This is a genomic window from Agrobacterium sp. 22-210-1 (assembly GCF_053522525.1).
Map to the genome: position 1 here is coordinate 2107243 of NZ_JBNWCI010000001.1, position 25606 is coordinate 2132848.

General features: G+C 58.7%; 26 protein-coding genes. 3 read left to right on the forward strand and 23 right to left on the reverse strand.

Annotation, left to right across the window (positions count from 1 at the left end; translation table 11 throughout):
- The first annotated feature begins 77 nt into the window (after positions 1-77).
- Both edd and ACQZ5F_RS10585 read left to right on the forward strand, forming a co-directional pair.
- The gene (edd, locus tag ACQZ5F_RS10580; RefSeq protein ID WP_225339465.1) at positions 78-1898 is read left to right on the forward strand and encodes a phosphogluconate dehydratase; all 1821 of its coding nucleotides are present in this window, start codon (positions 78-80) and stop codon (positions 1896-1898) included.
- A gap of 218 nt (positions 1899-2116) precedes the next feature.
- Complete coding sequence (locus tag ACQZ5F_RS10585) at positions 2117-3481, forward strand: metallophosphoesterase (RefSeq protein ID WP_225339466.1); 1365 nt, start codon at positions 2117-2119, stop codon at positions 3479-3481.
- A gap of 54 nt (positions 3482-3535) precedes the next feature.
- Here the strand turns inward: ACQZ5F_RS10585 and ACQZ5F_RS10590 are convergent, their stop codons facing one another.
- The 8 genes from ACQZ5F_RS10590 to ACQZ5F_RS10625 form a co-directional block, all read right to left on the reverse strand.
- On the reverse strand, positions 3536-3835 hold the full coding sequence (locus ACQZ5F_RS10590) for a type II toxin-antitoxin system RelE/ParE family toxin (protein WP_225339467.1): 300 nt from the start codon (positions 3833-3835) through the stop codon (positions 3536-3538).
- The gene (locus ACQZ5F_RS10595) at positions 3832-4095 is read right to left on the reverse strand and encodes a type II toxin-antitoxin system ParD family antitoxin (RefSeq protein WP_137083500.1); all 264 of its coding nucleotides are present in this window, start codon (positions 4093-4095) and stop codon (positions 3832-3834) included. Before ACQZ5F_RS10595 ends, ACQZ5F_RS10590 begins: the two co-directional genes overlap by 4 nt.
- Before the next feature lie 120 nt (positions 4096-4215).
- Positions 4216-4572: a hypothetical protein gene (locus ACQZ5F_RS10600; protein WP_046800738.1), complete on the reverse strand. Its 357-nt coding sequence runs from the start codon at positions 4570-4572 to the stop codon at positions 4216-4218.
- 241 nt (positions 4573-4813) lie between these two features.
- On the reverse strand, positions 4814-5902 hold the full coding sequence (locus tag ACQZ5F_RS10605; protein ID WP_046800615.1) for an ABC transporter ATP-binding protein: 1089 nt from the start codon (positions 5900-5902) through the stop codon (positions 4814-4816).
- A 20-nt stretch (positions 5903-5922) separates the two neighbouring features.
- The gene (bglA, locus tag ACQZ5F_RS10610) at positions 5923-7578 is read right to left on the reverse strand and encodes a beta-galactosidase BglA (protein WP_225339468.1); all 1656 of its coding nucleotides are present in this window, start codon (positions 7576-7578) and stop codon (positions 5923-5925) included.
- A 37-nt stretch (positions 7579-7615) separates the two neighbouring features.
- Complete coding sequence (locus ACQZ5F_RS10615; protein WP_052817119.1) at positions 7616-8776, reverse strand: carbohydrate ABC transporter permease; 1161 nt, start codon at positions 8774-8776, stop codon at positions 7616-7618.
- Position 8777: 1 nt separating this feature from the next.
- Positions 8778-9791 (reverse strand): carbohydrate ABC transporter permease, encoded by a 1014-nt coding sequence (locus ACQZ5F_RS10620; protein ID WP_046800613.1) that lies wholly within the window; start codon positions 9789-9791, stop codon positions 8778-8780.
- Between the two features lie 161 nt (positions 9792-9952).
- Entirely contained in the window at positions 9953-11314 is a 1362-nt protein-coding gene (locus tag ACQZ5F_RS10625) for an ABC transporter substrate-binding protein (protein ID WP_046800612.1), read from the reverse strand.
- Between the two features lie 269 nt (positions 11315-11583).
- Here ACQZ5F_RS10625 and ACQZ5F_RS10630 point away from each other — a divergent pair, with 269 nt between their 5' ends.
- Positions 11584-12609, forward strand: coding sequence for a LacI family DNA-binding transcriptional regulator (locus ACQZ5F_RS10630; protein ID WP_046800611.1), 1026 nt, complete (start codon positions 11584-11586; stop codon positions 12607-12609).
- A 17-nt stretch (positions 12610-12626) separates the two neighbouring features.
- Here ACQZ5F_RS10630 and ACQZ5F_RS10635 read toward each other — a convergent pair whose 3' ends face one another.
- From ACQZ5F_RS10635 to flgK, 15 genes are all read right to left on the reverse strand, one after another.
- The gene (locus tag ACQZ5F_RS10635) at positions 12627-13526 is read right to left on the reverse strand and encodes a bifunctional methylenetetrahydrofolate dehydrogenase/methenyltetrahydrofolate cyclohydrolase (RefSeq protein ID WP_137083492.1); all 900 of its coding nucleotides are present in this window, start codon (positions 13524-13526) and stop codon (positions 12627-12629) included.
- A gap of 77 nt (positions 13527-13603) precedes the next feature.
- Positions 13604-15376: a GumC domain-containing protein gene (locus ACQZ5F_RS10640; protein WP_225339469.1), complete on the reverse strand. Its 1773-nt coding sequence runs from the start codon at positions 15374-15376 to the stop codon at positions 13604-13606.
- An 88-nt stretch (positions 15377-15464) separates the two neighbouring features.
- Positions 15465-16163 (reverse strand): WecB/TagA/CpsF family glycosyltransferase, encoded by a 699-nt coding sequence (locus ACQZ5F_RS10645; protein WP_052817833.1) that lies wholly within the window; start codon positions 16161-16163, stop codon positions 15465-15467.
- Positions 16164-16362: 199 nt separating this feature from the next.
- Positions 16363-16899 carry a flagellar basal body-associated FliL family protein gene (locus ACQZ5F_RS10650; protein ID WP_046800608.1) on the reverse strand — a complete coding sequence of 179 codons (537 nt, stop codon included), beginning with the start codon at positions 16897-16899 and terminating at the stop codon, positions 16363-16365.
- Entirely contained in the window at positions 16899-17267 is a 369-nt protein-coding gene (locus ACQZ5F_RS10655) for a hypothetical protein (protein ID WP_046800735.1), read from the reverse strand. The genes ACQZ5F_RS10650 and ACQZ5F_RS10655 overlap by 1 nt, the downstream gene beginning before the upstream one ends.
- 29 nt (positions 17268-17296) lie before the next feature.
- Positions 17297-17854, reverse strand: a complete 558-nt coding sequence (locus tag ACQZ5F_RS10660; RefSeq protein WP_046800607.1) for a rod-binding protein — start codon at positions 17852-17854, stop codon at positions 17297-17299.
- A gap of 114 nt (positions 17855-17968) precedes the next feature.
- On the reverse strand, positions 17969-18388 hold the full coding sequence (locus ACQZ5F_RS10665) for a hypothetical protein (protein WP_046800606.1): 420 nt from the start codon (positions 18386-18388) through the stop codon (positions 17969-17971).
- 13 nt (positions 18389-18401) lie between these two features.
- Positions 18402-19157, reverse strand: coding sequence for a flagellar biosynthetic protein FliR (fliR, locus tag ACQZ5F_RS10670; RefSeq protein WP_046800605.1), 756 nt, complete (start codon positions 19155-19157; stop codon positions 18402-18404).
- The gene (gene flhA / locus ACQZ5F_RS10675; RefSeq protein WP_046800604.1) at positions 19154-21241 is read right to left on the reverse strand and encodes a flagellar biosynthesis protein FlhA; all 2088 of its coding nucleotides are present in this window, start codon (positions 21239-21241) and stop codon (positions 19154-19156) included. Before flhA ends, fliR begins: the two co-directional genes overlap by 4 nt.
- Positions 21242-21399: 158 nt before the next feature.
- A complete protein-coding gene (gene fliQ / locus ACQZ5F_RS10680) occupies positions 21400-21666 on the reverse strand; it encodes a flagellar biosynthesis protein FliQ (protein WP_046800603.1) in 267 nt (88 codons plus the stop codon).
- A 49-nt stretch (positions 21667-21715) separates the two neighbouring features.
- Positions 21716-22186 carry a flagellar hook assembly protein FlgD gene (flgD, locus tag ACQZ5F_RS10685; RefSeq protein WP_046800602.1) on the reverse strand — a complete coding sequence of 157 codons (471 nt, stop codon included), beginning with the start codon at positions 22184-22186 and terminating at the stop codon, positions 21716-21718.
- Positions 22177-22626 carry a flagellar biosynthesis repressor FlbT gene (flbT, locus tag ACQZ5F_RS10690; RefSeq protein ID WP_046800601.1) on the reverse strand — a complete coding sequence of 150 codons (450 nt, stop codon included), beginning with the start codon at positions 22624-22626 and terminating at the stop codon, positions 22177-22179. The genes flgD and flbT overlap by 10 nt, the downstream gene beginning before the upstream one ends.
- Positions 22623-22967 carry a flagellar biosynthesis regulator FlaF gene (flaF, locus tag ACQZ5F_RS10695; RefSeq protein ID WP_045021979.1) on the reverse strand — a complete coding sequence of 115 codons (345 nt, stop codon included), beginning with the start codon at positions 22965-22967 and terminating at the stop codon, positions 22623-22625. The genes flbT and flaF overlap by 4 nt, the downstream gene beginning before the upstream one ends.
- A gap of 34 nt (positions 22968-23001) precedes the next feature.
- Positions 23002-24105, reverse strand: a complete 1104-nt coding sequence (locus ACQZ5F_RS10700; protein ID WP_046800600.1) for a flagellar hook-associated family protein — start codon at positions 24103-24105, stop codon at positions 23002-23004.
- Positions 24106-24108: 3 nt separating this feature from the next.
- A complete protein-coding gene (flgK, locus tag ACQZ5F_RS10705; RefSeq protein WP_046800599.1) occupies positions 24109-25602 on the reverse strand; it encodes a flagellar hook-associated protein FlgK in 1494 nt (497 codons plus the stop codon).
- Between the last annotated feature and the right edge of the window lie 4 nt (positions 25603-25606).

The following is a 25606-nucleotide window of genomic DNA, read 5'->3' on the forward strand; positions in this document are numbered from 1 at the left end:
ATGAAGACAGAAACACGACAACCGGCCGTTCACCTCCCGGAACGCCGGTTGCCGACCAACGAACAGGATGAACGCCCATGTCCGCCGATTCCCGCATTCAGGCCATCACCGCCCGCATCGTCGAACGTTCCAAGCCTTACCGCGAGACCTATCTCGAGCGGTTGCGGCTGCAGGTCTCAAAAGGCGTTCACCGTTCCGTGCTTTCCTGCGGCAACCTTGCGCACGGTTTTGCGGTCTGTTCCCCCGCCGACAAGGACATCCTTGCCGGCGACCGGGTTCCCAATCTCGGCATCATCACCGCCTATAACGACATGCTGTCGGCGCACCAGCCCTATGAGACCTTCCCGACGATCATCCGCGATGCGGCCAAGGAAGCGGGTGGCATCGCGCAGGTGGCGGGCGCCGTCCCCGCCATGTGTGACGGTGTGACGCAAGGCCAGCCGGGCATGGAGCTTTCGCTGTTTTCCCGCGATGCCATCGCCATGGCGGCCGGCATCGGCCTGTCGCACAACATGTTCGACGCCGCCGTCTATCTCGGCGTCTGCGACAAGATCGTACCCGGCCTCGTGATCGCGGCACTCGCCTTCGGTCACCTGCCCGCCGTCTTCGTTCCCGCCGGCCCGATGACGTCAGGCCTGCCGAATGACGAGAAGTCGCGCATCCGCCAGCTTTACGCCGAAGGCAAGGTTGGCCGCGAGGAGCTACTGGAGGCGGAATCGAAATCCTATCACGGCCCGGGCACCTGCACCTTCTACGGCACCGCCAATTCGAACCAGATGCTGATGGAGATCATGGGCTTCCATATGCCCGGTTCCTCCTTCATCAACCCCGGCACGCCGCTGCGCGATGCGTTGACGCGCGAGGCCGCCAAGCGCGCGCTGGCGATTACCGCGCAGGGTAATGAATTCACGCCGGCGGGCGAGATGATCGACGAGAGATCGGTCGTCAACGGCGTCGTCGGCCTGCATGCGACGGGTGGTTCCACCAACCACACCATGCATCTGATCGCCATGGCGCGCGCCGCCGGCATCATCCTCACCTGGCAGGATATTTCCGATCTTTCCGACATCGTGCCGCTATTGGCCCGCGTCTATCCCAACGGACTTGCGGATGTGAACCACTTCCACGCCGCCGGCGGCATGGGCTTCCTCATCAAGCAGCTTCTGAAACAGGGCTTCGTGCATGACGATGTCCGCACCGTCTTCGGACATGGCCTTGAGGCTTACACCGTGGATGCCAAGCTTGACGAGAAGGGTGCGGTCGTCCGCCAGCCTTCGCCCGAGCAGAGCCACGACCCGAAGGTGCTTTCCAGCATCGAGACCCCGTTCCAGCCGACCGGCGGTCTGAAGATGCTGACGGGCAATCTCGGCAAATCGGTCATCAAGATTTCCGCCGTCAAGCCGGAACGCCACATCATCGAAGCGCCGGCGATCGTCTTCAACGACCAGCAGGAGCTTCAGGATGCCTTCAAGGACGGCAAGCTCAACCGAGACTTCGTCGCCGTCGTGCGCTTCCAGGGACCGAAGGCCAACGGCATGCCGGAACTGCACCGCCTGACGCCGCCGCTCGGCGTGCTGCAGGATCGCGGCTTCAAGGTGGCGCTGGTGACGGACGGGCGCATGTCTGGCGCATCCGGCAAGGTACCGGCCGCCATCCATGTCACGCCGGAAGCTTCCGACTGCGGCCCGATCTCGCTTATCCGCGATGGCGACATCATCCGTCTCGACGCCATTTCGGGAACGCTGGAAGTGCTGGTGTCCGCCGCCGAACTGGCCAAACGCGAACCGGCGCGCGCCGATCTGTCCGGTAATGAATGGGGCATGGGCCGCGAACTGTTCGCCCCCTTCCGCCGCAATGCCGGCCCGGCCGATCAGGGCGCCAGCGTTCTGTTCCATTGATTTTTGGAGGGCGAAGGCCGATGCGGTTTTCGCCTTTCAACCCTGCTTTGCGGTATCGTTTGACTGCGCTTTCCCGCCTCTGATAATCCGGCACAGAAACAGCTTTATTTCCCATTTCTTAAAAGTCACACTTGTCATGCGGCTGTGATGATCGCCCTATAGGGCCTTCTCGAGCAACCGTGGGACGACGGTGCAGTTTCGGATGATGGGGCCAGGACATGACGATTTTCTCAAGCAAACGCCGCGATGTGCTGAAGCTTATGGCTGGCACAGCCGTGCTGCCGCTGATTGCCTTGGCCACGCCAGCGACGGCGCAGGATGTCGCGCTGCGTGCAATCGTGATCTCCGACCTGCATTCGGCCTATGAGCGCATCGGCCAGCTTCTCGCGGCCATCGAAATGCGCATCGCTGCCGACAAGACGCCTCATATCATCCTGCTGAATGGCGACCTGTTCGAACTCGGTAACGCGGTGGCCACACGTTCGGCCGGCGAAATCGAGTGGACGTTCCTCGCTGCACTCGCCAAGCTCGCCCCCACCGTCATCAATATCGGCAATCATGAGCCCGATATCGACAATGATCTTGCCAATTTCGTCAGCCGCGCCCAGGCACTCGGCATCACCGTGCTGTCCAACATCAACGATAAGCGCAGTGGAAAGCCCTATGCGCCTGATCGTGCCGAGGTGAGCGTCGGTGGGCGGCAGGTCATCGTGGTGGGTCTCGCCACCAATGCGATCAATACCTATCCGAAGGCGACGCGCGGGATGCTCGACATTCCGCAGCCGGTCGAATGGGCCAAGGCCAATCTGTCTGGCATCGTTAAGTCGGGCGCTATCAACATCGTCTTGAGCCATGCCGGCGTCGTTGCCGACCGCGATATCCTGCCGCTGCTACCGGATGGCACGCTGCTGGTCGGCGGTCACGATCACCTGAACTTCGTGCATGAACAGGGCGCCACGCGTTATGTCCATACCGGCTCATGGTGCACATCCATGACGGTGGCAACGATCTCCGCCCCCGGCAAGGCGCCGGCCATCGAAACGATCGCCATTGATAGCGGCGCTCCCGCCTCCCCGGCCCTCAAGAGCCTGATCGAGCAGACGCTCGAAAAGCACCTGACGGCGGAAGAACGGGCGGTTGTCGGCAAATCCGCCAAGGCAATGACTGTCGATGAGGCCGGACGCCATGTGGCGCAGCTTATCGCTGCGAAAACCGGCGCGGATGTCGGTTTCATCGGCCATACGTCGCTCGGCGCCGGTCTGCCGCAGGGCGATATTCGCCGCTATGATTTCAACGCCTCGCTGCGTTTCGACGGCAAGCTGATGATGACGGAAGTGGATGGTGAGGTGCTTGCCCAGATCCTTGAACGTTGCAACCAGGACGGCGACATTCCGCTTGCTGCGCGCACCGGCGATTATCTCTACGCCATGCCGGAAAAACCGGAAACGAAACAACGTTACAAGCTGGTCTGCAACGACTGGTCGGCCACCAACCAGAAATCCTATTTCGGCCGCAGCGATCTTGCCTTCATGGAAGTGCCTGAAGTGAAGCTGAAGCAGACGGTTCTGGGCGGGCTTTCTTAAGCCCGCTTCCTCACCCTGGCAAAACGCCGAGACAAACATTGCGAGCTTGCGCCGCTAATCTTGCGGGAAAAGAATGGATTCGTAGTCCTGGGCGCCGTTCAGAATGTGTAGAATTTCCACGCGTGTCTCGGCAATACGATAAAAAACAAGATAGTTTTCATAAGGACGACGGCGGATACCAGTTTGCTCGTAACGGGGCACAAGCGGAAATGCGCGAGGCATTTCTGCCAATCTTAAACATTGATCAAGCAGTTCACTCACGAATGTTTCAGCCCGCCGTGGATTATCGGATGCGATGAAATCGCCGATACGTTCAAGGTCTGTTTTGGCTTCATCGGTCAGAACGACGATCACAAGCCGCGTTCTCTCGCCATTTTAGCATACTTGGCGCTCAGTTCCGATGCGACGTCCCCAATCGGTGTGACGCGGCCCGCATCGGCATCGGCGACGCCACGCGCAATGGCGGCATCCAGAGCGGCCAGTTTCTTTTCACGCTCTTCCACCAGCCGAACGCCTTCGCGCAGTACTTCGCTGCGGGAGTTATATCGCCCCGACCTCACAAGATCGGAAACATAGTTTTCAAGGTGATGACCGAGATTCGCACTGCTCGCCATGCTGATATCCTCTCTATCCTTTGCTTATACCATCCAGTGATAATAGTTAGCAATGACAGGAGAGGTCCGTGAGCAGCAGATCGGTCGATCCGGCCGTTCTGCCCATAGCTGGAAGGTTGCTCAGAAAGACCGGATATCGAGCTTCCGGTCCCTGTGCGCCGGGTGCGTGCTGAATACAAAAACGCGGTCCAGTTCTTTCTGCGTCAATATCCGCAGGAAACGGACGTGGATGGTGTTGTTGGCGTTGACGCGCAACATCACGCAGCCGATCTTGGTGATGCGGGCGTCGGGAATATCAAGATAGAACTGGTTTGGCAGGCTGTATTTGGTCAGCAGCGCCAGCACCGCTTCGGTCTGGGAGATGCGGATGACGTCGCAGCGCCGCGCCGCCATATGCATGACGGCCTTCTCGGTATATTCGATGCGCGCGGCATTCATGGTGTCTTCCATGCGAAACCGGCCTTCGCGGTCGTACATGAAGGATTCTTCTTTACTCAGGTAATTGTTCCTGATGACACCCGCACTGCTCTGCACGCCCGGACTCCCATGCTCTCTTAACAGATCGAGACTAGGCCATAGTCTTTAACAATTCATATCAGACTTGCCTCAAACGGACCGGAAGCGGGACATTTCCGTTGTTTTTCCACAGTGGCAAAAAGTCACGAAAAAACCCCGGAACGGCGAGGTTCCGGGGCGTGTTTTAAGGTACTGCCAGCAATTATGGACGATAGGTCTTGCCGTCAGCGTCGAAGAGATGGAGCTTTTCCTGCGGTGCTGCAAACCGCAGGGTTTCCCCCTTGGAGACGGAAAGGATGCCCGGTATCTTGACGATGATCGGCTCCTGCCCGTTCGGAGCCTCGAGATAGAGCAGCGTCACTTCGCCCAGAGCCTCGACAATCGAGACTTTGCCTTCGAAAAGATAGTCATCGCCGGTGACGATGCTCAGATCTTCCGGCCGGACACCGAAGCTTGCGGCCTTGCCTTGCTCGGTTGCGGGTGTAGGAACATTAACGGCAAGTGTCTTGCCACCGACGAGTTCGATCGAGGTCCGTTCACCGGTTCCGACGATCTTCGCCGAAATGATGTTCATGGCGGGCGAGCCGATGAACTTCGCCACGAAGAGGTTGGCCGGCCTTTCGTAAAGTTCGAGCGGCGGGCCGACCTGCTCCACACGGCCCGCATTCAACACGACGATTCGATCCGCCAGCGTCATCGCCTCCACCTGGTCGTGGGTGACGTAGATCATCGTCGTATCGGCCATCTGCTCGTTAAGCTTGGCGATCTCGATGCGGGTGGCGACACGCAGGGCGGCATCGAGGTTCGACAAAGGCTCATCGAACAGGAAGACCTTGGGATTGCGGCAGATGGCGCGGCCGATGGCGACGCGCTGACGCTGACCACCGGAGAGCGCCTTGGGCAGACGTTCCAGATATTGCGTCAATTGCAGGATTTCGGCGGCGGCGCGAACCCGGCGGTCGATCTCCTGCTTGTTTTCCTTGGCGATCTTCATGCCGAAGGCCATGTTGTCATAGACCGTCATATGCGGATAAAGCGCATAGGACTGGAACACCATGGCGATGCCCCGGCGCGAAGGCGGGATTTCATTGACGAGCTGACCGTCAATATACATCTCGCCGCCGGTGATTTCCTCAAGACCGGCGATCATGCGCAGCAGCGTCGATTTTCCGCAGCCCGAGGGGCCGACGAAAACGATGAATTCGCCCTGTTCGATCTCCAGATCGATGCCGTGCAGGACTTTCACCTGCCCGTATGATTTGCGGATATCCTTGAGAACGAGACTTGTCATGGGTGTTCCTCCCTCATCTGTCAGGCGTAACGGGCGAAGAAAGCGCCCCATGCCGGAAGTTCTACGCTTCTGCCTTCAAGACCGCCTGCAAAGCCGTGACCTTCGAGAACCTCCCAGTTCCCTTCCGGCAGCGTGGCCTTTGCCGGCGTGGCGGCGAGATTGAAGAGGCAAAGAACGGTTTCGTTGCCCAGCGTGCGGGTGTAGCTCAGCACTTCGCCCTCAACCGGCTGGAATTCGATGCCGCCTTTGGCAAAAGCGGGATGCTTTTTGCGGAAGCTCAGGAAGCGGCGATAATGTTCCAGCACCGAGGCCTCGTTGCCCTGCTGGGCGCTGACGGCGCGCTGCTTGTGCTCGGCAGGAATGGGCAGCCAGGTCTTGTCGGCGGTCGAGAAACCCGCCTGCGCATGACCGGCATCCCACACCATTGGCGTGCGGCAACCGTCGCGGCCCTTGAACTCCGGCCAGAACTGGATGCCGTAGGGATCCTGCAAATCTTCGAAAGCAATATCCGCTTCGGTGAGGCCGAGTTCTTCACCCTCATAGATGCAGACAGAACCGCGCTGCGTCATCAAGAGCGCCGAAAGTACCTTGGCGAAGGCATCCTTATCTTCGACATGCTCGCCCCAGCGGCTGACATGGCGCACGACATCGTGGTTGGAGAAGGCCCAGCAGGCCCAGCCCTCAGGAGCGGCTCTCGCAAAATCCGCCTGCACATCGGCAACGCGCTGCGGGGTCAGCGCATCCGGCGCCAGGAATTCGAAGGCGTAGCACATCTGCATCTTGTCATCGCCGGAGGTATATTCACCGACGATTTCGAGACCGCGCTGGCTATCACCCACTTCGCCCACGGCGGCGATATCCGGAAACTCGTCCAGCACCGCGCGGAAGCGCTTCAGGAAGGCGATGTTTTCCGGGCGGTTCTTGTCGTAGAGATGTTCCTGGAAGTTATAGGGATTGACCGCAGGCGCGGTGGAGGCGTTGCGGCGCTCCGGCGCCAGCGCCGGGTTGTCGCGCAGCTCAAGGTCGTGAAAATAGAAATTGATGGTGTCGAGGCGGAAACCATCGACGCCGCGCTTCAGCCAGAAACGGGTGATGTTCAGCAGCTCTTCCTGAACTTCCGGATTATGCAGGTTGAGGTCCGGCTGCGATGTCAGGAAGTTGTGCATGTAATATTGCATGCGGGTCGGGTCCCACTGCCAGCCCGAACCGCCGAAGATCGACAGCCAGTTATTGGGCGGCGTGCCATCCGGCTTGCTGTCCGACCAGACATACCAATCTGATTTGGGGTTATTGCGGCTGGCGCGGCTTTCCACGAACCATGGATGCTGGTCCGACGTGTGCGACATGACGAGGTCGATCATGACGCGGATGCCGAGACGGTGGGCTTCCGCGATCAGCCCGTCGAAATCGGCGAGCGTGCCGAACATCGGATCGACATCGACATAGTTCGAGACGTCGTAGCCGAAATCCTTCATCGGCGAGGTGAAGAAGGGCGAAATCCAGATGGCGTCGGCACCGAGGCCGGCAATATGCGCCAGACGGTCGGTGATGCCCTTGAGATCGCCAATGCCGTCGCCATTGGAGTCCTGATAGGAGCGCGGATAGATCTGATAGATCACAGCACCACGCCACCAGTCCTTGTTGGGCGTCAAAGCGGAAGTCACCGAAGCGGTCATGGAAGTGTCCTGTCTGGTATGGGCGTTCATGGAATGATCAGCCTCCCTTGACGGAGCCCGCGAGCAGGCCACGCACGAGATAACGTTGAAGGGCGAAGAAGACGCAGAGCGGCACGATGATGGTGACAAAGGCCGAGGCGGTGAGGATTTCCCAGTTGCCGCCGCGCGAGCCGAGCAGCGCGTTCAACGCACCGGTCAGCACCAGCTCGTCCTTCTGCGTGCCGAGGAAGACCATGGCGACGAGCAGGTCGTTCCAGGTCCACAGGAACTGGAAGATGGCGAAGGAGGCCAGCGCCGGGAAGGAGAGCGGCAGGATGATCTTGACGAAGATTTCGAAATCGCTCGCGCCATCCACACGGGCGCTTTCAATGATCTCTTTCGGCAGGCCGGAAATATAGTTGCGCAGCAGATAAATGGCGAGCGGCAGGCCGAAGGCGGTGTGCGCCAGCCAGATGCCGGCATAGGTCTTGGACGGCACGCCGAAAATGGTGCCAATCTCATTATAAAGCCGCAGCAGCGGGATCAGCGACATTTGCAGCGGCACGACGATCAGGCCCACCACCATGGCAATCAGCAGATTGCGGCCGGAAAAGCTCATCCATGACAGCGCATAGGCGGCGAAGGCGGCGATGAGAATGGGAATGACGGTTGCCGGCACGGCCACGGTCAGCGAATTGACGAAGGACTGGCCGATGCCTTCCGAGGTCAACACGGTCCGATAGTTGTCCAGCGTGAAGACCGGCGGTGTCGCGACGGAAATATAGACGCGTTTTCCGCGCGAACCCTCAAAGCTTGCAGCCTTGCTGTATTCGTAGGTGCCGTCCGAATTGACGAGAAGTGTCTCGCCGTCACCGATATCGGCAGCCTCCCCGGCTTTGAAGGCCGTCGGCTCCTGGACGCGAACACCGAAGGCGGCGACCTGGCCACCCTGCCCGTTCTCGAAAACATTGCCTGATATGACGTAGCGGCTGCCATCCTGCTTCTGCACGGAAGCATCCGCAAGGCGAACCGCCGAGGTCTGTTCGGAACTGGAGAAGGCCGTCCACCAGCCTGAAACGGTGATCTGGTCCTTGTCGCGCAGCGAGCTGACGAGAATGCCGAGCGTGGGCAAAAGCCAGAGCAGCACGACGACGAGGACGCTGGCGTGGACGATGAGGCGCGGCAGGCCGACGCGGCGAAGGCGTTTGACGATATTCATCTCAGCGGCCCTCCATCTCGCGGTTCGCCTGGCGGATGTTCCAGACCATGATGGGGGTGACGGCCGCCATGATGATAAGCGCGATGACCGCACTTCGGCCGCTGTCGCCACCGCCGCGGAACATCCAGTCGAACATGAGATTGGCGAGAACCATGGTGTTCCATTGGCCGTTGGTCATGGTCAGCACGATATCGAAGACCTTGAGCACGAGGATGGTGATCGTCGTCCAGACCACGGCGATGGTGCCCCAGATCTGCGGAACCATGATCTTCCAGAAGATCTGCCAGCCATTGGCGCCATCGATGACGGCCGCCTCGATGGTTTCTTCAGGAATGCCGCGCAGCGCCGCCGACAGGATGACCATGGCAAAACCGGTCTGGATCCAGATGAGGATGACCATCAGGAAGAAATTGTTCCAGAAGGGCATGGAAATCCACACCTCCGGGCTACCGCCGAAAAACTCGACGATGGCGTTCAGGAGGCCGATCTGCACCTGGCCTTCGGCGCGGTATTCGTAGATGAATTTCCAGATGACGGAGGCACCGACGAAAGAAATCGCCATCGGCATGAAGACGATGGATTTGGCGATGTTGCCCCACCAGATACGGTCGGTCATGACGGCGATGACGAGGCCAAAGAAGGTGCAGGCGGCCGGCACGACGGCGAGCCAGAGAATATTGTTGAAGATCGATTGGCGGAAACCGGCATCGAAAAACGCCCAGCGATAATTGGCGAGACCGACGAATTCGCTGCCGGTCCGGTCATAGAAGGACAGGATCAGCGTGGCGATGACAGGGTACACCAGATAGACCAGCAGGAGGATCAAAGCCGGGCCGATGAACAGCCAGGGCCGGACGGCGGCGCGGCGATTGAGGTTGCGGGATGCATGAATGACGTCTCCCGAGCGGACGGGGAAGATCACCTGCAGCGCCTTGTCGGATAGCCAGTAATAGGCAGCGCAGGCAAAGACCCCCGCCACCATGACGCCGATGGCAGACACGAGTTGTTGAGCCATGTTCCCTCCCTTGATCCTCTCCGCGCCGCGCTGATTTTATGCGGTCGTCGGGCCGTTCCATTGGTAAAGGCCCGGCAGCAAACCACCGGGACTTTTTGTTTTACCGCAGATTCTGACCGGAAAACCGCAGAACATTTTTCCGGAATCTGCTCGGCCGATTGTTACTTCAGGCCGTCCCAGGCCTTCTGGATATCGGCGGCGACCTGATCGGCGGACTTGCCGCCGACGAAATCGATCATGCCGGTCCAGAATGCGCCGGCACCAATCTTGCCGGGCATCAGGTCGGAACCATCGAAGCCGAAGCTTGTCGCGGTCGTCAGGATTTCGCCCTGCCGCTTCATCTGCTCATTGGCATAGGTGTCGACGTTCACACCCTTATAGGGCGTCAGGAAGCTGGATTGCGCCATCCAGACTTCATGAGCGATCGGCGTTTGCAGGAATTCGACGAATGCCTTGGCCGCTGGTGCTTCCTTGGTGATGGTGACGAGCGTGCCAGCGCCGAGAACCGGCTTGCCGAGGTCAGGCTTGGAAGCATAGGTCGGCATGTAGAAGAAATCCGCATCCGTCCCCACCTTGGTGCCTTCAGGGAAGAAGGATGGAATGAACGACGCCTGATGGTGCAGGTAGCACTTCGGCGGAATGTCGAAGAGGCCCTTCGGGCTATCGCGGAAGTCGGTGGAGGCCACGGCCGCGACGCCGCCGCTCACATATTTTTCATTCTTGGCGAATTTGCCGAACTCGTTGATCGCCTCGACCACGGCCGGATCGGTGAACTTGACCTCGTTGGTCGTCCATTTCTGGTAAACGTCGAGCGGCTGCGTGCGCAGCATCAGGTCTTCCACCCAGTCGGTTGCCGGCCAGCCGGTGGCGCCGCCGGAGCCGAGACCGATGCACCAGGGCGTGCCGCCATCGGCAACGATCTGATCCGTCAGCTTGAACAGGTCTTCCATGCTCTCGGGCACTTTATAGCCCGCTTCCTCGAAGTTCTCAGGCACGTACCAGACAAGCGACTTCACATCCGCCTTGAAGGGGAAAGCGAAATAGGCCTTGTTGCCGTCCTTGCCCTTGTAGCTGCCGAGATCGACCCAGGACTGGCCCGCGCCGTAATTTTCCTTGACCCAGTCAGCGGTCTTGTCGCCGAGCGGCACAAGGAAGCCCTTGGCGGCGAGATCGGCCAGAAGACCGGGCTGCGGCAGGATGGCGATATTGGGCGGCGAGCCCGCCTGCGTATCGATGACGATCTGCTGCTCGTAATTTTCCGACGAGGAATAACGGACATTCACGCCGGTCGCATCGGCGAAATAGGCGAGCACCGACTGGAACAGGGCCTCATCTTCACCGCGCCAGGGCCCGAAAATCGTCAGCGTCTGGCCCTTCAGGTCGGCATGGGCCGCCTTGAAGTCCTCGTAGCTTTTCCAGTTGAACTTGGCGTCTCCGCCGGGTGCAAATTTCAGGTCGGCGGCAAAGGCCGCACCGGACAGCAGCATGATCGAAGCCGCCGTCGCCAAAAGAGTCTTCTGCATGTGATTTACCTCCCATCACATAAAAGGCTCAAAGCGTCCTCTCCAATCAAAGCGCTTTGGCTGTCTATTCATCTCATTGTCATCAAGACGGAGTCAAGAGGCTCTTTGTTCGGAAACGTTGCAGTGCCTTATGAATAGTCATATTTAATTAGGAAGGCGGCTATGCTTTTCGATTGAGAAATGGGGTGGAGGCTGGTAAAAATCTAAAGCGCTTTGGAATTGAGGAGAGGCTTTGCCGTGTTCTCGAGCGCACGCATGGAGGACAATAGATGAACCTGAAACAGTTGTCGCAACTGCTGGGCATTTCGCAGACGACCATCAGCAGGGCGCTCAACGGCTACCCTGAGGTTAGCGCCGAAACCCGCCGCCGCGTCATGGAAGCCGCCGAGAAGACGGGCTATCGCCCGAACGCAGCGGCGCAGCGGCTGGCGACCGGCAAGGTCGGCTCCATCGGGCTCGTCATGCCGATTGGCGAACACCACCGGTCCGATGTGCATTTCGGCGAATTCTTAAGCGGTCTCGGCGAAGAAGCGTCGCGCAGCGGTTTTCACCTCGTCATCATGCCGACGGAGCCGGAAAAGGAGCGCGAAGCCCTGCGTGGGCTGGCGGCAAGCGGCAGCGTCGATGGCATCTATCTCGCCTATATGAAGAAGAACGATGCGCGCATCGCCATGATGCAGTCGCTCTCCCTGCCCTTCCTCGTGCACGGCAGGTCCGTCGGCGTGGAGGAGAATTATCCCTATCTCGATGTGGACAATGAAGGCGCGTTTCGTGATGCGGCCCAGCTTCTCCTCCAGCTCGGCCATAAGCGCATCGGGCTTTTGAACGGGCCGGAGGGCTACGATTTTACCTATCGGCGCTGTCTCGGGGTGGAGAAGGCGCTCGAAGCAAGCGGCCTCGCCCTGCACCCGGCCAATAAACGGCACAGCAGCATGACGGACGAGGAAGGTTATCTCGGCATGGAGGCGCTGTTGTCCCAGCCGGAAAAACCGACCGCCATCCTCTGCGCCAGTACCGCGCTTGCGCTGGGCGCTATCCGCTCGATGAACCAGCGAGGGTTAAAACCCGGCAAGGATATTTCGCTGATCGCCCATGACGACGTGCTGCCGCTGCTGAAACCGGATAATTTTTCCGTGCCGCTGACGACCACCCGCTCGTCGCTGCGGGCGGCGGGCGTGCGCGTCGGGCAGCGCCTGATCAACCGCATCAAGCTGAACCAGACGGAACCGCATCAGGAACTCTGGAAGGCGGAGCTTGTGGTGCGCGCTTCGACGGGGCCGGCTCCGAAAGAATAGCCGGCCAGTCAATTCAATCAGAATTTCGGCGCGGTCTCACCCAGCGCGCGATGAGCGGCGATGACGGTATTCGCCATCAGCATGGCGATCGTCATCGGGCCAACGCCGCCGGGCACGGGGGTGATGGCGGCAGCAACGGCACTTGCCTCGTCGAAGGCGACATCGCCAACAAGCTTCGATTTGCCTTCGCCCTTTTCGGGAGCAGGAATACGGTTGATGCCGACATCGATGACGGTTGCGCCCGCTTTTACCCAGTCGCCCTTCACCATCGCCGCGCGACCGACGGCCGCCACGAGAATATCGGCCGTTTTGCAGACGGTCGCGAGGTCACTGGTGCGCGAATGCGCCATGGTCACCGTGGCGTTGGCATTCAGGAGAAGCTGGCCCATGGGCTTGCCGAACAGGTTCGAGCGGCCGATGACCACGGCGTTCAGGCCGGAAAGATCATCGCCGTGAATGCCGCGCACCAGAAGCATGGCGCCAGCTGGCGTGCAGGAAATAAGCCCGGTGGCGAGATCGCCGGTCGCCAGCTTGCCCGCATTCAACACGCTCAGGCCATCGACGTCCTTCTCGGGCAGGATCGACTGGATGATCTCATCGGAATTGAAATGCTTCGGCAAAGGCAGCTGCACCAGAATGCCGTGAATGGAGGCGTCGGCGTTCAATTCGCCGACCAACTTCAAAAGCTCACCTTGCGTCGTCTCTTCCGGCAGCGTGTGCTGGATGGAGTTGAAGCCGCATTGCTTGGCCATCTTGCTCTTGGAGTTCACGTAAGCGTGGCTGGCCGGATCATTGCCGACGATGACGACTGCGAGACCGGGCTTTACGCCCTTTTCCGCCTCAAGCGCTTCTGCCGATTTGCGGACCGCCTCCGTTACCGAAGCCGCCTTCGCCTTCCCGTCAATCACAACTGCCATGCGTCTTGCTCCTGCTGGATTACGTTGGCCCCGTATGGTGCCCCCTTTGCAGGAATGCAAGCAAAAATACAGCCTCGTCAGGCAGTTTTGCGGTAGTCGTCCTGGTGATCGGCGTAATCGGCGAGACGCTCCCTCAGAAGCGCCAGCTCGCGTCTCAATTCCGCCAACTCCTCGGCTTCGGCCTGCTCATGATCGAAGTGCCCGGCAAGGGCTTCACCAAGCAATGGCGGAAGCTCCGGTGACATTTGAGTGGCGTTTCTGACCGTTCGGTTACCCATCAGCACCTGCCGCACGCGCTCGTCCAGAGGCATATCGTCGGCATCATTTGCAGCCTCGGCATAATAGTCAGCGAAGGCGTCTTCCGGCTGGACATAATCTGCTGCGGCAAGGTCTTCCAGATCATCGAAAACCGCCGGCTCAATTTGCTCAAATTCGGAAAATTGCAGCGATTGCTCCGGCCCATCCAGGGAGGCGGGAAGTTGCACTCCATTTTCGACGACCAGCTCGCCATCTTGTTCCTCGTCATGACGACGATAGCTCAGGAGATAAAGACTGCCCAGCAGGCCGATAAGGCCGCCGCCGCCTGCCATCATCGCCGCCTGTGTCAGATCACGCGACAGTTCACCCGGTCCGGCCTTCCTTGCAAGGCGGGTCTCGATGGCTGGCGTGGTGGAAGAGGACAGATCGCGGCGCTCGCTCGCTTCCAGATAGGCATTTCTCGCCGTCTCAAGTTCAGCCTGCAATCGCGAAAGCTCACCGGGGGCGACGCCGAGCCCATCCAGGCGATCAAGATGTTTCTTGCGCTCGCCATTCGCGGTCGCAATCTCCTGGGCGATGCGCTTTTCATCCACCCGCAAACCTTCAACCAGTTGGCGCAATGCGGGAGCTGCCAGCGCCTGCACGGCATCCGCCGCATTCTGGGCGGCGATGCGGCGCGGATGCTTGGGACCATAATCAACCGAGACACTGGCAAGCGCCATATTGGCGGTCGCCTGTTTCTGCCTGATATCCTCGAGCGCTGCGAAAGCCGCGCCGGTCGGCAAAGGCTTCGACAAAATATCATTCGGCTTGAGGGCGGAGGCCGCCGTCAAATCCGCCTGAAGCGACTGCTGGTGTTGCGTGCTGCCCGCAAGGCTGTCGTTTACGTCGCGCAATTGCTGTTCGAGCTGCTGCACATCAGAGAGAACGGCATCGCCATGGCGCATCTGGAAACCGTTCAACGCCGCTTCCGCCTCGTCCAGTCTTTTGCGCGCTCGCTCCGTCTCACGCATGGCGGGCGTCATGGTGCCGGCCTTGCCATCCGCCATGACCCGCATCGACAGATAATCGGTCAGACGCATCGCGCTTTCCGGCGTCGCGGCCTTTGCGGTCACGATCAGCGTATTTTCATCCGGCGTCAGTTCCAGCCGGATCGCATCACCCACTGCGCCATTCAGTGCTTCTCGCGGGGAAAGCGGGCGTGCGTCCGCCCCTGTCAAAAGATCGACAAGCAGGCCAAGCTCACCCTGATTGCGAACGCCCACCATATCGGCGGATTTCAGCTTCAGATCGCCGCTGACCCGGTCAAGCCCGGCGGGAGATAACAGGGTACGTCGCGCCATCGCCAGAAAACGGGCGGCATCGGGTGCGTCATAGGACGTCTGGGTGATCTCGATCCGGGCCTGCGAAACATATCCGCGAAAACCGGAATCGATCAGCAGTAACGGAAGAGCCGCGGCGGTAACGGTAGCGGCAAAGACGCAACCTGCCGTCAGAAGCCGCAGCCAATGCCTGCGCCATTGCGACGGGGGCACGGCAAAATCGTCCTCGTCGGGACGGGTCGCCATCATGTCCGGACTGTTATCAACCATCTGAAGCCGTCTGCCACCCTCGGTGCCGCCCGCGACGGGCGACTGTCAAAACCTTACGAGAGGTTAAAGGATCGTGGCAAACAAATGGTTAACGCGGGCTGCGCGAACCCGTCTCAGCTTTGCCGAGTGCAATGTGCCAGGGTTCGGCGCAGAGGCTGTAAAGCCAGCTCATATGCAGCTTGCGGAAGATTTCCGGCATGCCCGCCACTTCGGACGACAACACCTTGAACAGCGGGCCGACCGCGATTGCGACACGCACATCCTGACGGCTGACAGTTCTGTGCAACCATCTCTCCTGATTTTCACCGCTCATGCCGGCAAGCAGAACATCAACCTTCACCCCGGACGCATCCCGACCCAGCATCACGAAATCATGCCATGGCGCGTGGGCACGCAGCTTTGCCAGCACTTCACCAACCTGCGCCGCATCGTCGCCGGCAACACCAATCCGTTTCGGCACCGCCATATAGGTCAGAAGCGCCATGACGAAAGCCACGCCATCGATGGCAGCGGACAGAGGCTTGCCATTTTCCACACGGGCGGCTGCATTCATCGCCTTGCCCTGCGGCAGAAGCAGGCAGCTTTCCAGAATCTCGCGGTAAGCGATATCCTTGAGCGACAGGCGGGCTTTATCGATGGTCAGAAAGGAGAGCATCGTGTGCCCTTCGCAAGCCGAAGCCCGGCCGCTGACCAGCTCCAGTGCCCCACTCCAGTCCAGATCACAGACACGCAGTCCGTGGATATTCCGTTGCGATCCCGGCCGCGCAAAACCTGCCGCGAAATTCATTGCCAACCCCCGAATGCCAAATTCACCGCCGCCGATCCGGCGCATGGTTGCGGCACGGCGGCTCATGGATTTGTTTATACAGGTGCAGGTTGAAGTTATGCTGAAAGCAATCGATCGAATATTCGGGCTCGCGCAAAGGAACGGTTAACCAGACCGGCGAACCGCGTGTTGGCGGGCCCGTGAGCCGCGCCCTGCGACATCAGTGGCTGGGCGCAGCGGCCGCTTCTTTGCCAGCCTCGGCCTTCTCGCCCTCGACGATCTTGACCGACCGGGGTGTGCCATTGCCATTCTGCTCGCGAATATCTGCCTTCGACAGATAATCCAGCTGCTCGATCAGCACATCCTCGACCACCTCGTCATCGAGCCTCTTGTTCAGCCCCTCGCGGATGCGCTGCTTGAAAGCCTCGGGATCGAAGGTGGAAATATTGGCGATGTTGACCATGGAAGAGCCAGCCAGAAGCGTGAACAATTCGTCGGTCATCAGCTGCGTTGCCGGCAACTCGATCTTCGCCATCTTGTCCTTGTCGACACGCAGCGAAATACGGCTGAGGAAATAGCCGTTCACCCCGCCATCATTAATGACGGGAATGGTGATGCTTTCACCCTTGACCAGTTGCAGATTGGTCTTTTTCTCGCCCGCCTCATCTCCCGGCGCCGTCGCCATCTGGACGGAGAAATACACCGCGCCGAGCGTGACGGCGCAAACCCAGACGCCGGTGAGAAGAAGCTTCAACATCAGGAGGCGGCACCGTACATGAACTGTTCCTGCGAATAGGTGCCGTCCGTATCGGCTTCCTGGATCGCGTTTTTCAGCAGGTCCGCAACAGCGCGAACCGCGTTCAGATGCGCCTCAACGCGGCTGGCATTGGTCGCGAGCTTGGACTTGATGCCCTTCACCTGCTCCAGATAACCACCGGCGATGTCTTCGCGCGGTGTGTCGCGAAACAGCATGGTGAGTTCATAGAGGCAACGGCTTTTATGGGCGTTGGAAACCTTGAAGTCGAATTGCGGATCCTTACCGATATTGTCGTTCTCATTGTCAATGATCATCTCAAGGCGGCCGAGAACGGATTGGATACGGTGGTCGTTCGACATAAGGTCCATGCTTGTCTCCTCGTTAAGGTTTTTCATTCTCAAGCCTCGTCCGTTTTATCATTTGAAACGCCGAGGACCTGCCGCTCGAACTCCGCCACCATCCGAATTGCAGCATTATGGTCTTTTTCATTCATCGATACGTCGGTAATGCCTTTGCTTTCGGCTTTCCTCAACGCATCCTTGTAGGCCTGTTCCGCAATGCCGACGCCGCCATTTCTGGAGATCGTGTCGGCGAACTGTTCCGCCATCATGCTTTTCCAGATTTCGCCGGCATTACCCTTGCCATAAACTTCCTCGCTGTCTTTCGGCAGCATGTTGGCAACGAAGGTCTGGAGAACCGAGGCTTCATATTTGCGGTAGGTTTCGGGAATCTCCGTGCGCGCCGAGCGAATATTGGTGTCGCCAAGGCCCGCCTTCGAGGAGGCGCCATCCAGCATATCGACGGCGGCGCCAAAGCCCTTGCCCGCATCTGCAAGGCTGGTTGCGGCAAAAGCCGCCTTGTTCGCCTTCAGCTTTTCCTGGGCGATCTGTACTTCCTGGGGGTCCGCAGCGCGCACCACATCCATCACCAGATCACTTATAACCGATATCGCCACGTCCCGATCTCCCGAGCTGACGAACGTGTGGCATGGAAAGCCGACGCGTCCGTTCAATCAAGAAACATCGCCGGAGACGTCTTTCGAACGCCCGCGATGCAACAATGGAACGGACTATGGATCGCCAACCTTGCTGGAGGCTGGTGTCCGGGATGCGTTTGTCATTTCAAGCAGATCATAGATTGCATTGTCGTCGGCCTCGCGATCCTCGAGATCGCGGGCAAGGTGCATTCTGTCCTCAAGGCGGTCGGCCTTGGTCTTTTCCTTCAGCACCTTGTTTTCCTGCAATTGCTGCACGCCGGCAAGCTGGCGATCCTTGACCACAAGGCGGCCGTAACGATCGGAATAATGTCTGGAAAACGTCTGATGCACCGGCTCCATGGAACTCATGGCTTCCAGCACGTTGTCCATGGATTGCGCCACTTCGGTACGCACGCGGGTGGTATCGGCCAGCTCCACCTCGGCCATTTTTTCCATGTGGCGCTGGACCGTTACCAGACGCTTGAGTTTTGCCGATCGCTTGTCCGAAGCCATGGGTTTCTCCAGATCAAAAACCGATGAAGACCGGGCCAAAACCATCCACGAACTGACGGATGAGGGCCGCGACCGAAAGGTAAAGCATGAAAAGACCACCCGCCAGAACGAAGGGCGTCGAGATGAAATAAACCGGAATCTGCGGTGCCAGCTTATTGATGAGACCGACGGCAACGTTGAACATCAGGCCGTAAATCACAAAGGGGCTGGCAAGCCGCAGCATGATGGAGAACGATGCCCGCAGCGTATCGGTGAGTGTGATCAGCATCTTCTGGCCGCTGATAAGCGCCCCGACCGGCGTTGCGGTATAGGAATCAACCAGCGCTTTCAAAACGATATGGTGGAAATCCAGCATGAACAGCACCAGCAGACCGCCGAAGGTGATGAAGTTGGATATCTGGTTTTCCTGCACCTCTTCGATGACGTCAGCACCGCCGGGCGCACTGAGACCGATGGAAGCGCCGATGAGCGCACCGGTAAACTGGAAACCGAGCGTATAAAAGCGTGCGATCAGGCCATACATCGAACCGATGACGATCTCGGTGAAGATGAGGCCGACGACCGTGCCCTGGCTTGCGCCGGAGACTTTCGGATAGATCGTATCCCACAGCACCGGCAGAAGCGCCATGGACACCGCGACGCAGAGCAGCATGCGGATTTGCGGTGAAATGCGCGAGCTGGAAAAGCCCGGCATTGTCATGAAACAGGCGCCGATACGGCAAATGGCAAGGAACAATGCGATAATTGTCCCTTGCGGGTCGGTTATCATGAAATAGCGCCTAGGATCTTGATCTCCAGACCCTTGGCCAGTTCCACATGTGAAAGAACCGGCAGGGTCGCAAAGAGTCGCTCGATAATCATGCGCACATAGGACCGCGTTTCCGGCGAGGTTACAAGGACAAAGGGCAGTCCGCGATCCATGAATTCACGGATAACTTTCGAAGCCTGCTCGGAAAACTCTTCGAGATGGCGCGGATCAATATCGAATTCGACGATTTCGCCCTTCTGATCGCGCTTGAGCGCCTGATGGAAGACCATGTCCCACTTGTTGCCGAGGCGCAGGACGCGCAGCACGCCGTTGTCGGCGAGATCGCCGCAGAGCTGCTGCGACATGCGCACCCGCACATGTTCGACGATCTGTTCCGTCTTGCGCACATGCGGTGCGAGTTCGGCGACCGCTTCCAGAATGAGATGCAGGTTGCGGATCGATACGCGTTCGGCAAGCAGCAGTTTCAGAACCGCTTGCAGGCCGGAATAGGACATGTGCGACGAGCAGATTTCGTCGGCCAGCTTCTTATATTCCGGATCAAGCCTGTCGATCAGGATTTTGACGTCCTTATACGACAGGAGCTGCGGCAGGTTGTTGCGGATAACTTCGCTCAGATGCGTCAGCACGACAGAGACATTGTCGATCGGGTGGAAGCCTTCGCGTTTCAAATCTTCGGTGAAGGTTTCGAGGATCGAGACGGCAGGCATGCCGAAGGCGGGTTCGCGGATTTCGTCGCCGGGAATGCTCGGCTTGCGCCCTGCCCCGGTCACCACGAGAACATCGCCGACACGCAGGTTGCTCGACGCGATGGTCGTGCCATGGACGCGAATCTGATAGGCCTTTTCCGGGATCATGATGTCGTCGGAGACCTTGATCTCCGGCACGACGAAGCCGTATTGGGTCGCAAATTTCTTGCGCATCTTGCCGACGCGGAAGGCCAGTTCCTGATGCGCGCCGAGAAGGCGGGTTGACACCTGCTTGCCGAGCGCCAGTTCGATCTCGGCGGTTTTCAGCACCTGCTTGACCGAATCCTTTTCCGCTTCGGTGGTCTGGAGAACCTTGTTCTCCTCCTCCTGACGGCGGAGAGCGTTTTCAGCTTCGGCCTGGCGCGGAATATACCAGCTGCCGAAGGCCATGATGCCGCCAAGGAAGATGAAGGGCAGGAAGGGAAGACCCGGCATAACCGCCAGCAAGCCCATCAGCATGGCTGAAACCATCAAAGCGCGAGGATAGCCGCTCAGCTGATTGACGACCGCCTGATCCGTCGAGCCGGCGGTGCCGCCGCGCGACACCAGAAGGCCGGCCGCCAGCGACACGATAAGCGCCGGGATCTGCGAAACGATACCGTCGCCGACCGAAAGCTTGACGAAAACATCCGCCGCCTCGCCGATCGGCATGCCGTGGCGGAAATAACCGATGATGATGCCGCCAAAGACATTGATTGCGGTGATGATAAGACCGGCGATCGCATCGCCGCGGACGAATTTCGAGGCACCGTCCATCGAACCGAAGAACGAGCTTTCCTCTTCCAGTTCGCGGCGACGGCGCTGTGCTTCCTTTTCATCGATAATGCCGGCGGACAAATCCGCGTCGATCGACATCTGTTTGCCGGGAATGGCATCCAGCGTGAAGCGGGCGCCGACTTCAGCGATACGAGTGGCGCCCTTGGTGATGACGATGAAGTTGACCGTGATCAAGATCAGAAAGACGATCAGACCGATGACGAAGTCGCCGGACATGACGAGGCTGGAGAAGCCCGCAATCACGCCGCCCGCCGCCGTCGGCCCCTCATTACCGTGCGAAAGGATGACACGCGTTGTCGCAATGTTCAGCGACAGGCGGATCATGGTCGCGATCAGCAGCACGGTCGGAAACGACGAGAAATCCAGCGGACGCTGGATCCAGAGCGCCACCATGAGGATGAGAACCGAAAGCGCTATCGAAAACGCAAGCCCGATATCCACCATAACGACTGGAATGGGCAGAAACAGAACGCAAAGGATTGCCACGATGCCCAGCGCGAAACCGACGTCCCGCATGCTCGGACTTACCTTGGGCAAGGAGATGACTGGTGGTTGCGCCATAAAATCGTCCTGTCTCTTCATGAGAAGGGCGACGGAAAAGCCGCCGCACGGTTCGCGACACCGGCTTTTCGAAATTGCGCGCGCAATTCGGTCCGATGCTTCAGCCTATCCCTAGTCGCTGAAGCTTGCGCGAGGGTGGCATCCGCAGCGCTCAGATGTCAGAAGCCGGACTGGATGCGCGAAAATACGAGATTGGAAAAAAGGCCGATCTGCGCACCCACAAAGGGGGCGGCAATGCCAAGGACGAGCATGATCGTCACGATTTTAGGAACAAACGTCAGCGTCATTTCCTGAACCTGGGTCAGGGCCTGTATGAAGGCAATGGCGACACCGACGATCATGGCGGCCAGAACGGCCGGACCGGCGGCGACGAGAACAGTCCAGACTGCTGCCTGCATGATATCAAGCGCATCGGCCTCGTTCATCGTCGCATCCTTTATTTCAGAAGGGCGGCATCATACCGCCCCTACACTATCACGAATCGGCAGGCTTATCCGAATCGGTATCGCTATCAGGTGTAGTCGCGATCGGACCGTTCGAGAAGCTCACACCGGCCTGCAGCAACACTTTGTCACCAGCTTCGGTAATGGCGACAACGCCGTCCGAATAGACTTCGACTTCCTTAACCACGCCGGTGACCTTGTCGTCGGCGCTCTTGACCGTCTTGCCGACCAGATCGGAAGCGCGTGTCAGGGCTTCGGCCTGCAGCATGCTCTTCAGATGGGTGTTTGTCTTGATCGTCTGCTCAACCTGCGAGAAGCTTGCCAGCTGCGACATCTGCTGACCGGCATCCATCGGGCTGGTCGGATCCTGATTCTTCATCTGGGCGATGAGGAGCTTCAGAAAGCTGTCGTAGTTCAGCGAAGCTGCGTTCTTGTCATTGCTGCTCGCCCCGGCATTGGCCCAGGGGTTAGAGGCTGCCGAGTTGACTGCATCTACCGCCATGGTGCGATCTCCTTGCGAATCTGTTCGATCGTTGCGGGGGTCATTTCCTGATTGTTGAGGATTTTTTCCTCGGTCGGATAAAGACCGCGAATGGCCTTCAGCGCTTCGAAGGCCTTGCCCGAGGCAACCAGCCCGTCGATCCGCTTGAGTTCGGCCAATATCTCATCATGCTGGAAGCAGTTCAGCAGCATGCTCACGGACTTGCGGAACATGTTCGTAGACTGTTCGCGCCCTTCCGGGTTGATGAGGATCATCTGCGCGATGAAATAAAGCTGCCTCAGCGGCGTCGTCGCCTGCTCCGGCTGCAAAACGTGGTTTTCAAGCAGGAACGTGACATCGTTCAGGAATTCGAGCGCCACCTTGCGATCCACCCGCAAAACTGCACCGTTGATGAAAATCTTTTCGCCCGATTTCAGCGAGATTCGAAGTGTACTTTTCATTTCAGTCCATCCCTGATGATGGTTGTCACGTCAATTATGCCCTGGAAATTCGTCGACTGACGTTTCCGGATCAGTTCGCACTCTTTCAAAATCCAGATCGCAATCGAGATCAGATTGGCCCTCAGTTCCATAGCCAGCTGGTTATCCGGCTGCTTGAGGTCCTCAATGAAGCGGATCCAGACCCGCCGAGTGTAAAAAAGTGCTTCGATCGTATGGCGTTGGGAAGACGAATCCTTTGCCTCCACAAGCAGTTCGATCGATTTGGTCAACGCCTGCCGCTCGCGATCCTTCGCGTCTGCGACACCATCCTCCATGATTTCGGCGTAGGAAAACTGGTACATTCATGTATCCTTTATCTGCCGCCACCCCTGTTCATCAGAGGTAGTTCACCAGACTCATTTTTTGCAGACGCGACGTCAGGCTGTAGGCGATTTCGATCTGCTGCTGCAGCAGGTCGAGACGGGTCTTCGCTTCGTAGGTATCGATACCTTCGATATCCAGCAGATGCGTCTCGATGATCTTCTTCTGCGCGGCCAAGGAGTCGTTCGACTTTTTGACGCGTTCCTGCGAGAGGCCGAGGCCGCTGGCCTGCTGGTTCAAACCGTCGATCGCGGTACCGATTGTCGTAACCGCGCGGGTGGCGACAGCTTCACGGACATCGCTCGGAACCTTGTCGTCGAGGAAGGTCATCGCCGTCATTGCCGTCATCGCGAAATAACGCATGCCCTGCGAATTACTGTTGGTCGATGTCTCGATCACTTCGTTCTGGCTGATCCGGCTCGTCATATTGGTGTCGCTGGCCTTGGAGCCGAACGTCGTCCAGAAATCAACGTTCTGACCGGTGGTGAGACTGCTATGCGGCGGGTTGGTGACCGTCGTCGTGCCGTTGAATACGCCTTCCATATGGGTCATGAAGGCGTTGACCTGATCCTTGGACAGGTTGGCGATGCTTCCCACCGGCGGCGTCTGCGTCGCCATGAAATGGTTCAGCTCATCATTATAAGCGGTCTTCAGCGTCGAACCATCGGCGAAATAGTCATCGACCGGCTTCACATCCGTATTCGTACCGGAAAACAGATATTCGCCATCGACAGCAGTGTTCGCGAAGCTGGTGAAATTGTTGAGCGCATTGGTAATTTTCTGGTTGACGGTGGCAAGCGTGGGCTGCGCGCTGCTCGTATTCGGCACCAGAACGCCGAGGATTTCCTGGGCGGCCTTTGCCATGCCGTCCAATGCCGTCTGCGACGATTCAAGACGTTGCGTGGCAAAGGAATTGACCGTGACAAGCGAAGAAATCCGCTCCACATCCCGATTGAGATCGAGGCTGCGGGCCGTATTGGCACCGAGAGTGACGCCTAGATCCGCGTGCTTGCCTGTCGTCAGTTCGGTATTGAGCTTGGTCATCTCAAGCTGGGCCTTGAGGATGGTGCTGCGCATGCTGTTCTGCATCGCCAGCGATGAAATGAATGACGTTTTCATCTTTTACCTCACCATGTCCATCAAGGACTTGAGCATTTCATCGACGGTGGTCACCAGCTTGGTGGCTGCCTTGTAAGACTGCTCGATATCCATGAGCAGCGACAGCTCCTCATCCAGGCTCACCGCCGTATTGTTCGAATAGGAGGCGGCGGAGCGCTCATAGAGCGCGCTTTTCGCTTCGTTCGCCGAAGTCGCACCGGATCGTTCCTGTTCGAGCCAACCCATCGAGTTGGTGCCGTATTTCAAGATGCTGGTATTCGTATCGATACGTGTCGACGCGGCAAAATTCATGGGCGCGTCGAATGCGGTCACATAGCTGTCGATCAGGGCGGAAAAGCCAGTGCCGCCCGTAGCTGTGGTATTGACAATATAAGCGGTACCGTTGATGCCGCCGTCGCGCAACAATTCCGGGTTTCCACCTTTCGAAATAATTAACGCGGAGTTGACGTTAATGCTGGCAGCGAGTCCCGGAACGATAACGCCAGCGGCAGGAATCTCGCTTGTGGCCGTTGCTCCCGCCCATGTGAACAGGCCAGGTTTCGCCGTCAGGGGCGTCGCGGGCGGTGCCGGCTGCGTGATCGGCTTTTCCGCAAACATGGTGATCAGGCCGCGAGCGATTTCGTCGAGCTGGCTCTGCATGGTCGGTGCCAGATCGTCACGAACCTGCATCAGACCCTGCAGCGACCCTTCCGCTGTCGTGTTGCTGCCGTTGCCGGCCTTGAGCGCCACGCCATCGACATAGATCGCATTGCCCGTGGTCGTCGCATCGTAGCCCGGCTGCGCCTTGAAGGTGACCTTGCGCGGCACGACTTCGAAGAGGGTCGCACCTTCCGTGGTGTAAAGCGCCACATCGTTGTTTGGACGATTGACGACATTGATGCCCATGATGGACGAAATGTCCTTCAACAAGGTCTCGCGCTGGTCAAGGGCGTCGCTCGGATCACCGCCGATCGCCGTCTGCGCCTTGACCTCGTTATTGGCTTCCTCGAATTTTGCAAGCAGGCCGTTCAGCTTGTCGACCTGAAGGGAGATTTCCTTGTCGGCACGCAGACGCATCGCCTGCAATTCGGAAGACGCCTTGTTCAGGGAACTGGCGACATCCGCAGCCGAGGTCACAGCCGTCGCCGCAAGGGCAGCATTGCTCGGCTTGGCGGCGTAACCGCTCAGGCTCTTCAGCAATTCCTTCATGTAGGTAGACGGCGAGCTTTCATAATTGTTGCCGCCGAAAATGCTCTTCATCTCCTCAAGGCCGGTCAGAACGGTGTTCTGACCGGTGGCCAGCGAGGCGCTGGAGATCGTCTGCCTGAGAAGACTTTCATTCTGGGCACGGCCATTGGAGACGATACTCGCTCCGGCCATGGTCGTGCCGAGAATGGCGGTTCGCTTGACGTAATTCGCATTGCCGACATTGGCAATATTCTTCGAAGTAACGTCTGTCTGCTTACCTGTATTATTGAAAATCGACTGCGCAGTATTCATTGCTGACGTGAGCGACATTCAT

Coding starts and splice junctions, on each gene's coding strand:
- ACQZ5F_RS10600 (WP_046800738.1), bottom strand. CDS start 4,572: ATGTACGACCGCGAAGGCCGGTTTCGCATGGAAGACACCATGAATGCC.
- ACQZ5F_RS10585 (WP_225339466.1), top strand. CDS start 2,117: ATGACGATTTTCTCAAGCAAACGCCGCGATGTGCTGAAGCTTATGGCT.
- ACQZ5F_RS10665 (WP_046800606.1), bottom strand. CDS start 18,388: ATGGCTTCGGACAAGCGATCGGCAAAACTCAAGCGTCTGGTAACGGTC.
- flgD (WP_046800602.1), bottom strand. CDS start 22,186: ATGGCGGTAGATGCAGTCAACTCGGCAGCCTCTAACCCCTGGGCCAAT.
- flaF (WP_045021979.1), bottom strand. CDS start 22,967: ATGTACCAGTTTTCCTACGCCGAAATCATGGAGGATGGTGTCGCAGAC.
- ACQZ5F_RS10615 (WP_052817119.1), bottom strand. CDS start 8,776: ATGAATATCGTCAAACGCCTTCGCCGCGTCGGCCTGCCGCGCCTCATC.
- flhA (WP_046800604.1), bottom strand. CDS start 21,241: ATGGCGCAACCACCAGTCATCTCCTTGCCCAAGGTAAGTCCGAGCATG.
- flbT (WP_046800601.1), bottom strand. CDS start 22,626: ATGAAAAGTACACTTCGAATCTCGCTGAAATCGGGCGAAAAGATTTTC.
- ACQZ5F_RS10635 (WP_137083492.1), bottom strand. CDS start 13,526: ATGGCAGTTGTGATTGACGGGAAGGCGAAGGCGGCTTCGGTAACGGAG.
- bglA (WP_225339468.1), bottom strand. CDS start 7,578: ATGACCGCTTCGGTGACTTCCGCTTTGACGCCCAACAAGGACTGGTGG.
- ACQZ5F_RS10650 (WP_046800608.1), bottom strand. CDS start 16,899: ATGTTGAAGCTTCTTCTCACCGGCGTCTGGGTTTGCGCCGTCACGCTC.
- ACQZ5F_RS10700 (WP_046800600.1), bottom strand. CDS start 24,105: ATGAAAACGTCATTCATTTCATCGCTGGCGATGCAGAACAGCATGCGC.
- fliQ (WP_046800603.1), bottom strand. CDS start 21,666: ATGAACGAGGCCGATGCGCTTGATATCATGCAGGCAGCAGTCTGGACT.
- flgK (WP_046800599.1), bottom strand. CDS start 25,602: ATGTCGCTCACGTCAGCAATGAATACTGCGCAGTCGATTTTCAATAAT.
- fliR (WP_046800605.1), bottom strand. CDS start 19,157: ATGATAACCGACCCGCAAGGGACAATTATCGCATTGTTCCTTGCCATT.
- edd (WP_225339465.1), top strand. CDS start 78: ATGTCCGCCGATTCCCGCATTCAGGCCATCACCGCCCGCATCGTCGAA.
- ACQZ5F_RS10605 (WP_046800615.1), bottom strand. CDS start 5,902: ATGACAAGTCTCGTTCTCAAGGATATCCGCAAATCATACGGGCAGGTG.
- ACQZ5F_RS10640 (WP_225339469.1), bottom strand. CDS start 15,376: ATGGTTGATAACAGTCCGGACATGATGGCGACCCGTCCCGACGAGGAC.
- ACQZ5F_RS10595 (WP_137083500.1), bottom strand. CDS start 4,095: ATGGCGAGCAGTGCGAATCTCGGTCATCACCTTGAAAACTATGTTTCC.
- ACQZ5F_RS10655 (WP_046800735.1), bottom strand. CDS start 17,267: ATGGACCTTATGTCGAACGACCACCGTATCCAATCCGTTCTCGGCCGC.
- ACQZ5F_RS10620 (WP_046800613.1), bottom strand. CDS start 9,791: ATGGCTCAACAACTCGTGTCTGCCATCGGCGTCATGGTGGCGGGGGTC.
- ACQZ5F_RS10630 (WP_046800611.1), top strand. CDS start 11,584: ATGAACCTGAAACAGTTGTCGCAACTGCTGGGCATTTCGCAGACGACC.
- ACQZ5F_RS10625 (WP_046800612.1), bottom strand. CDS start 11,314: ATGCAGAAGACTCTTTTGGCGACGGCGGCTTCGATCATGCTGCTGTCC.
- ACQZ5F_RS10645 (WP_052817833.1), bottom strand. CDS start 16,163: ATGAATTTCGCGGCAGGTTTTGCGCGGCCGGGATCGCAACGGAATATC.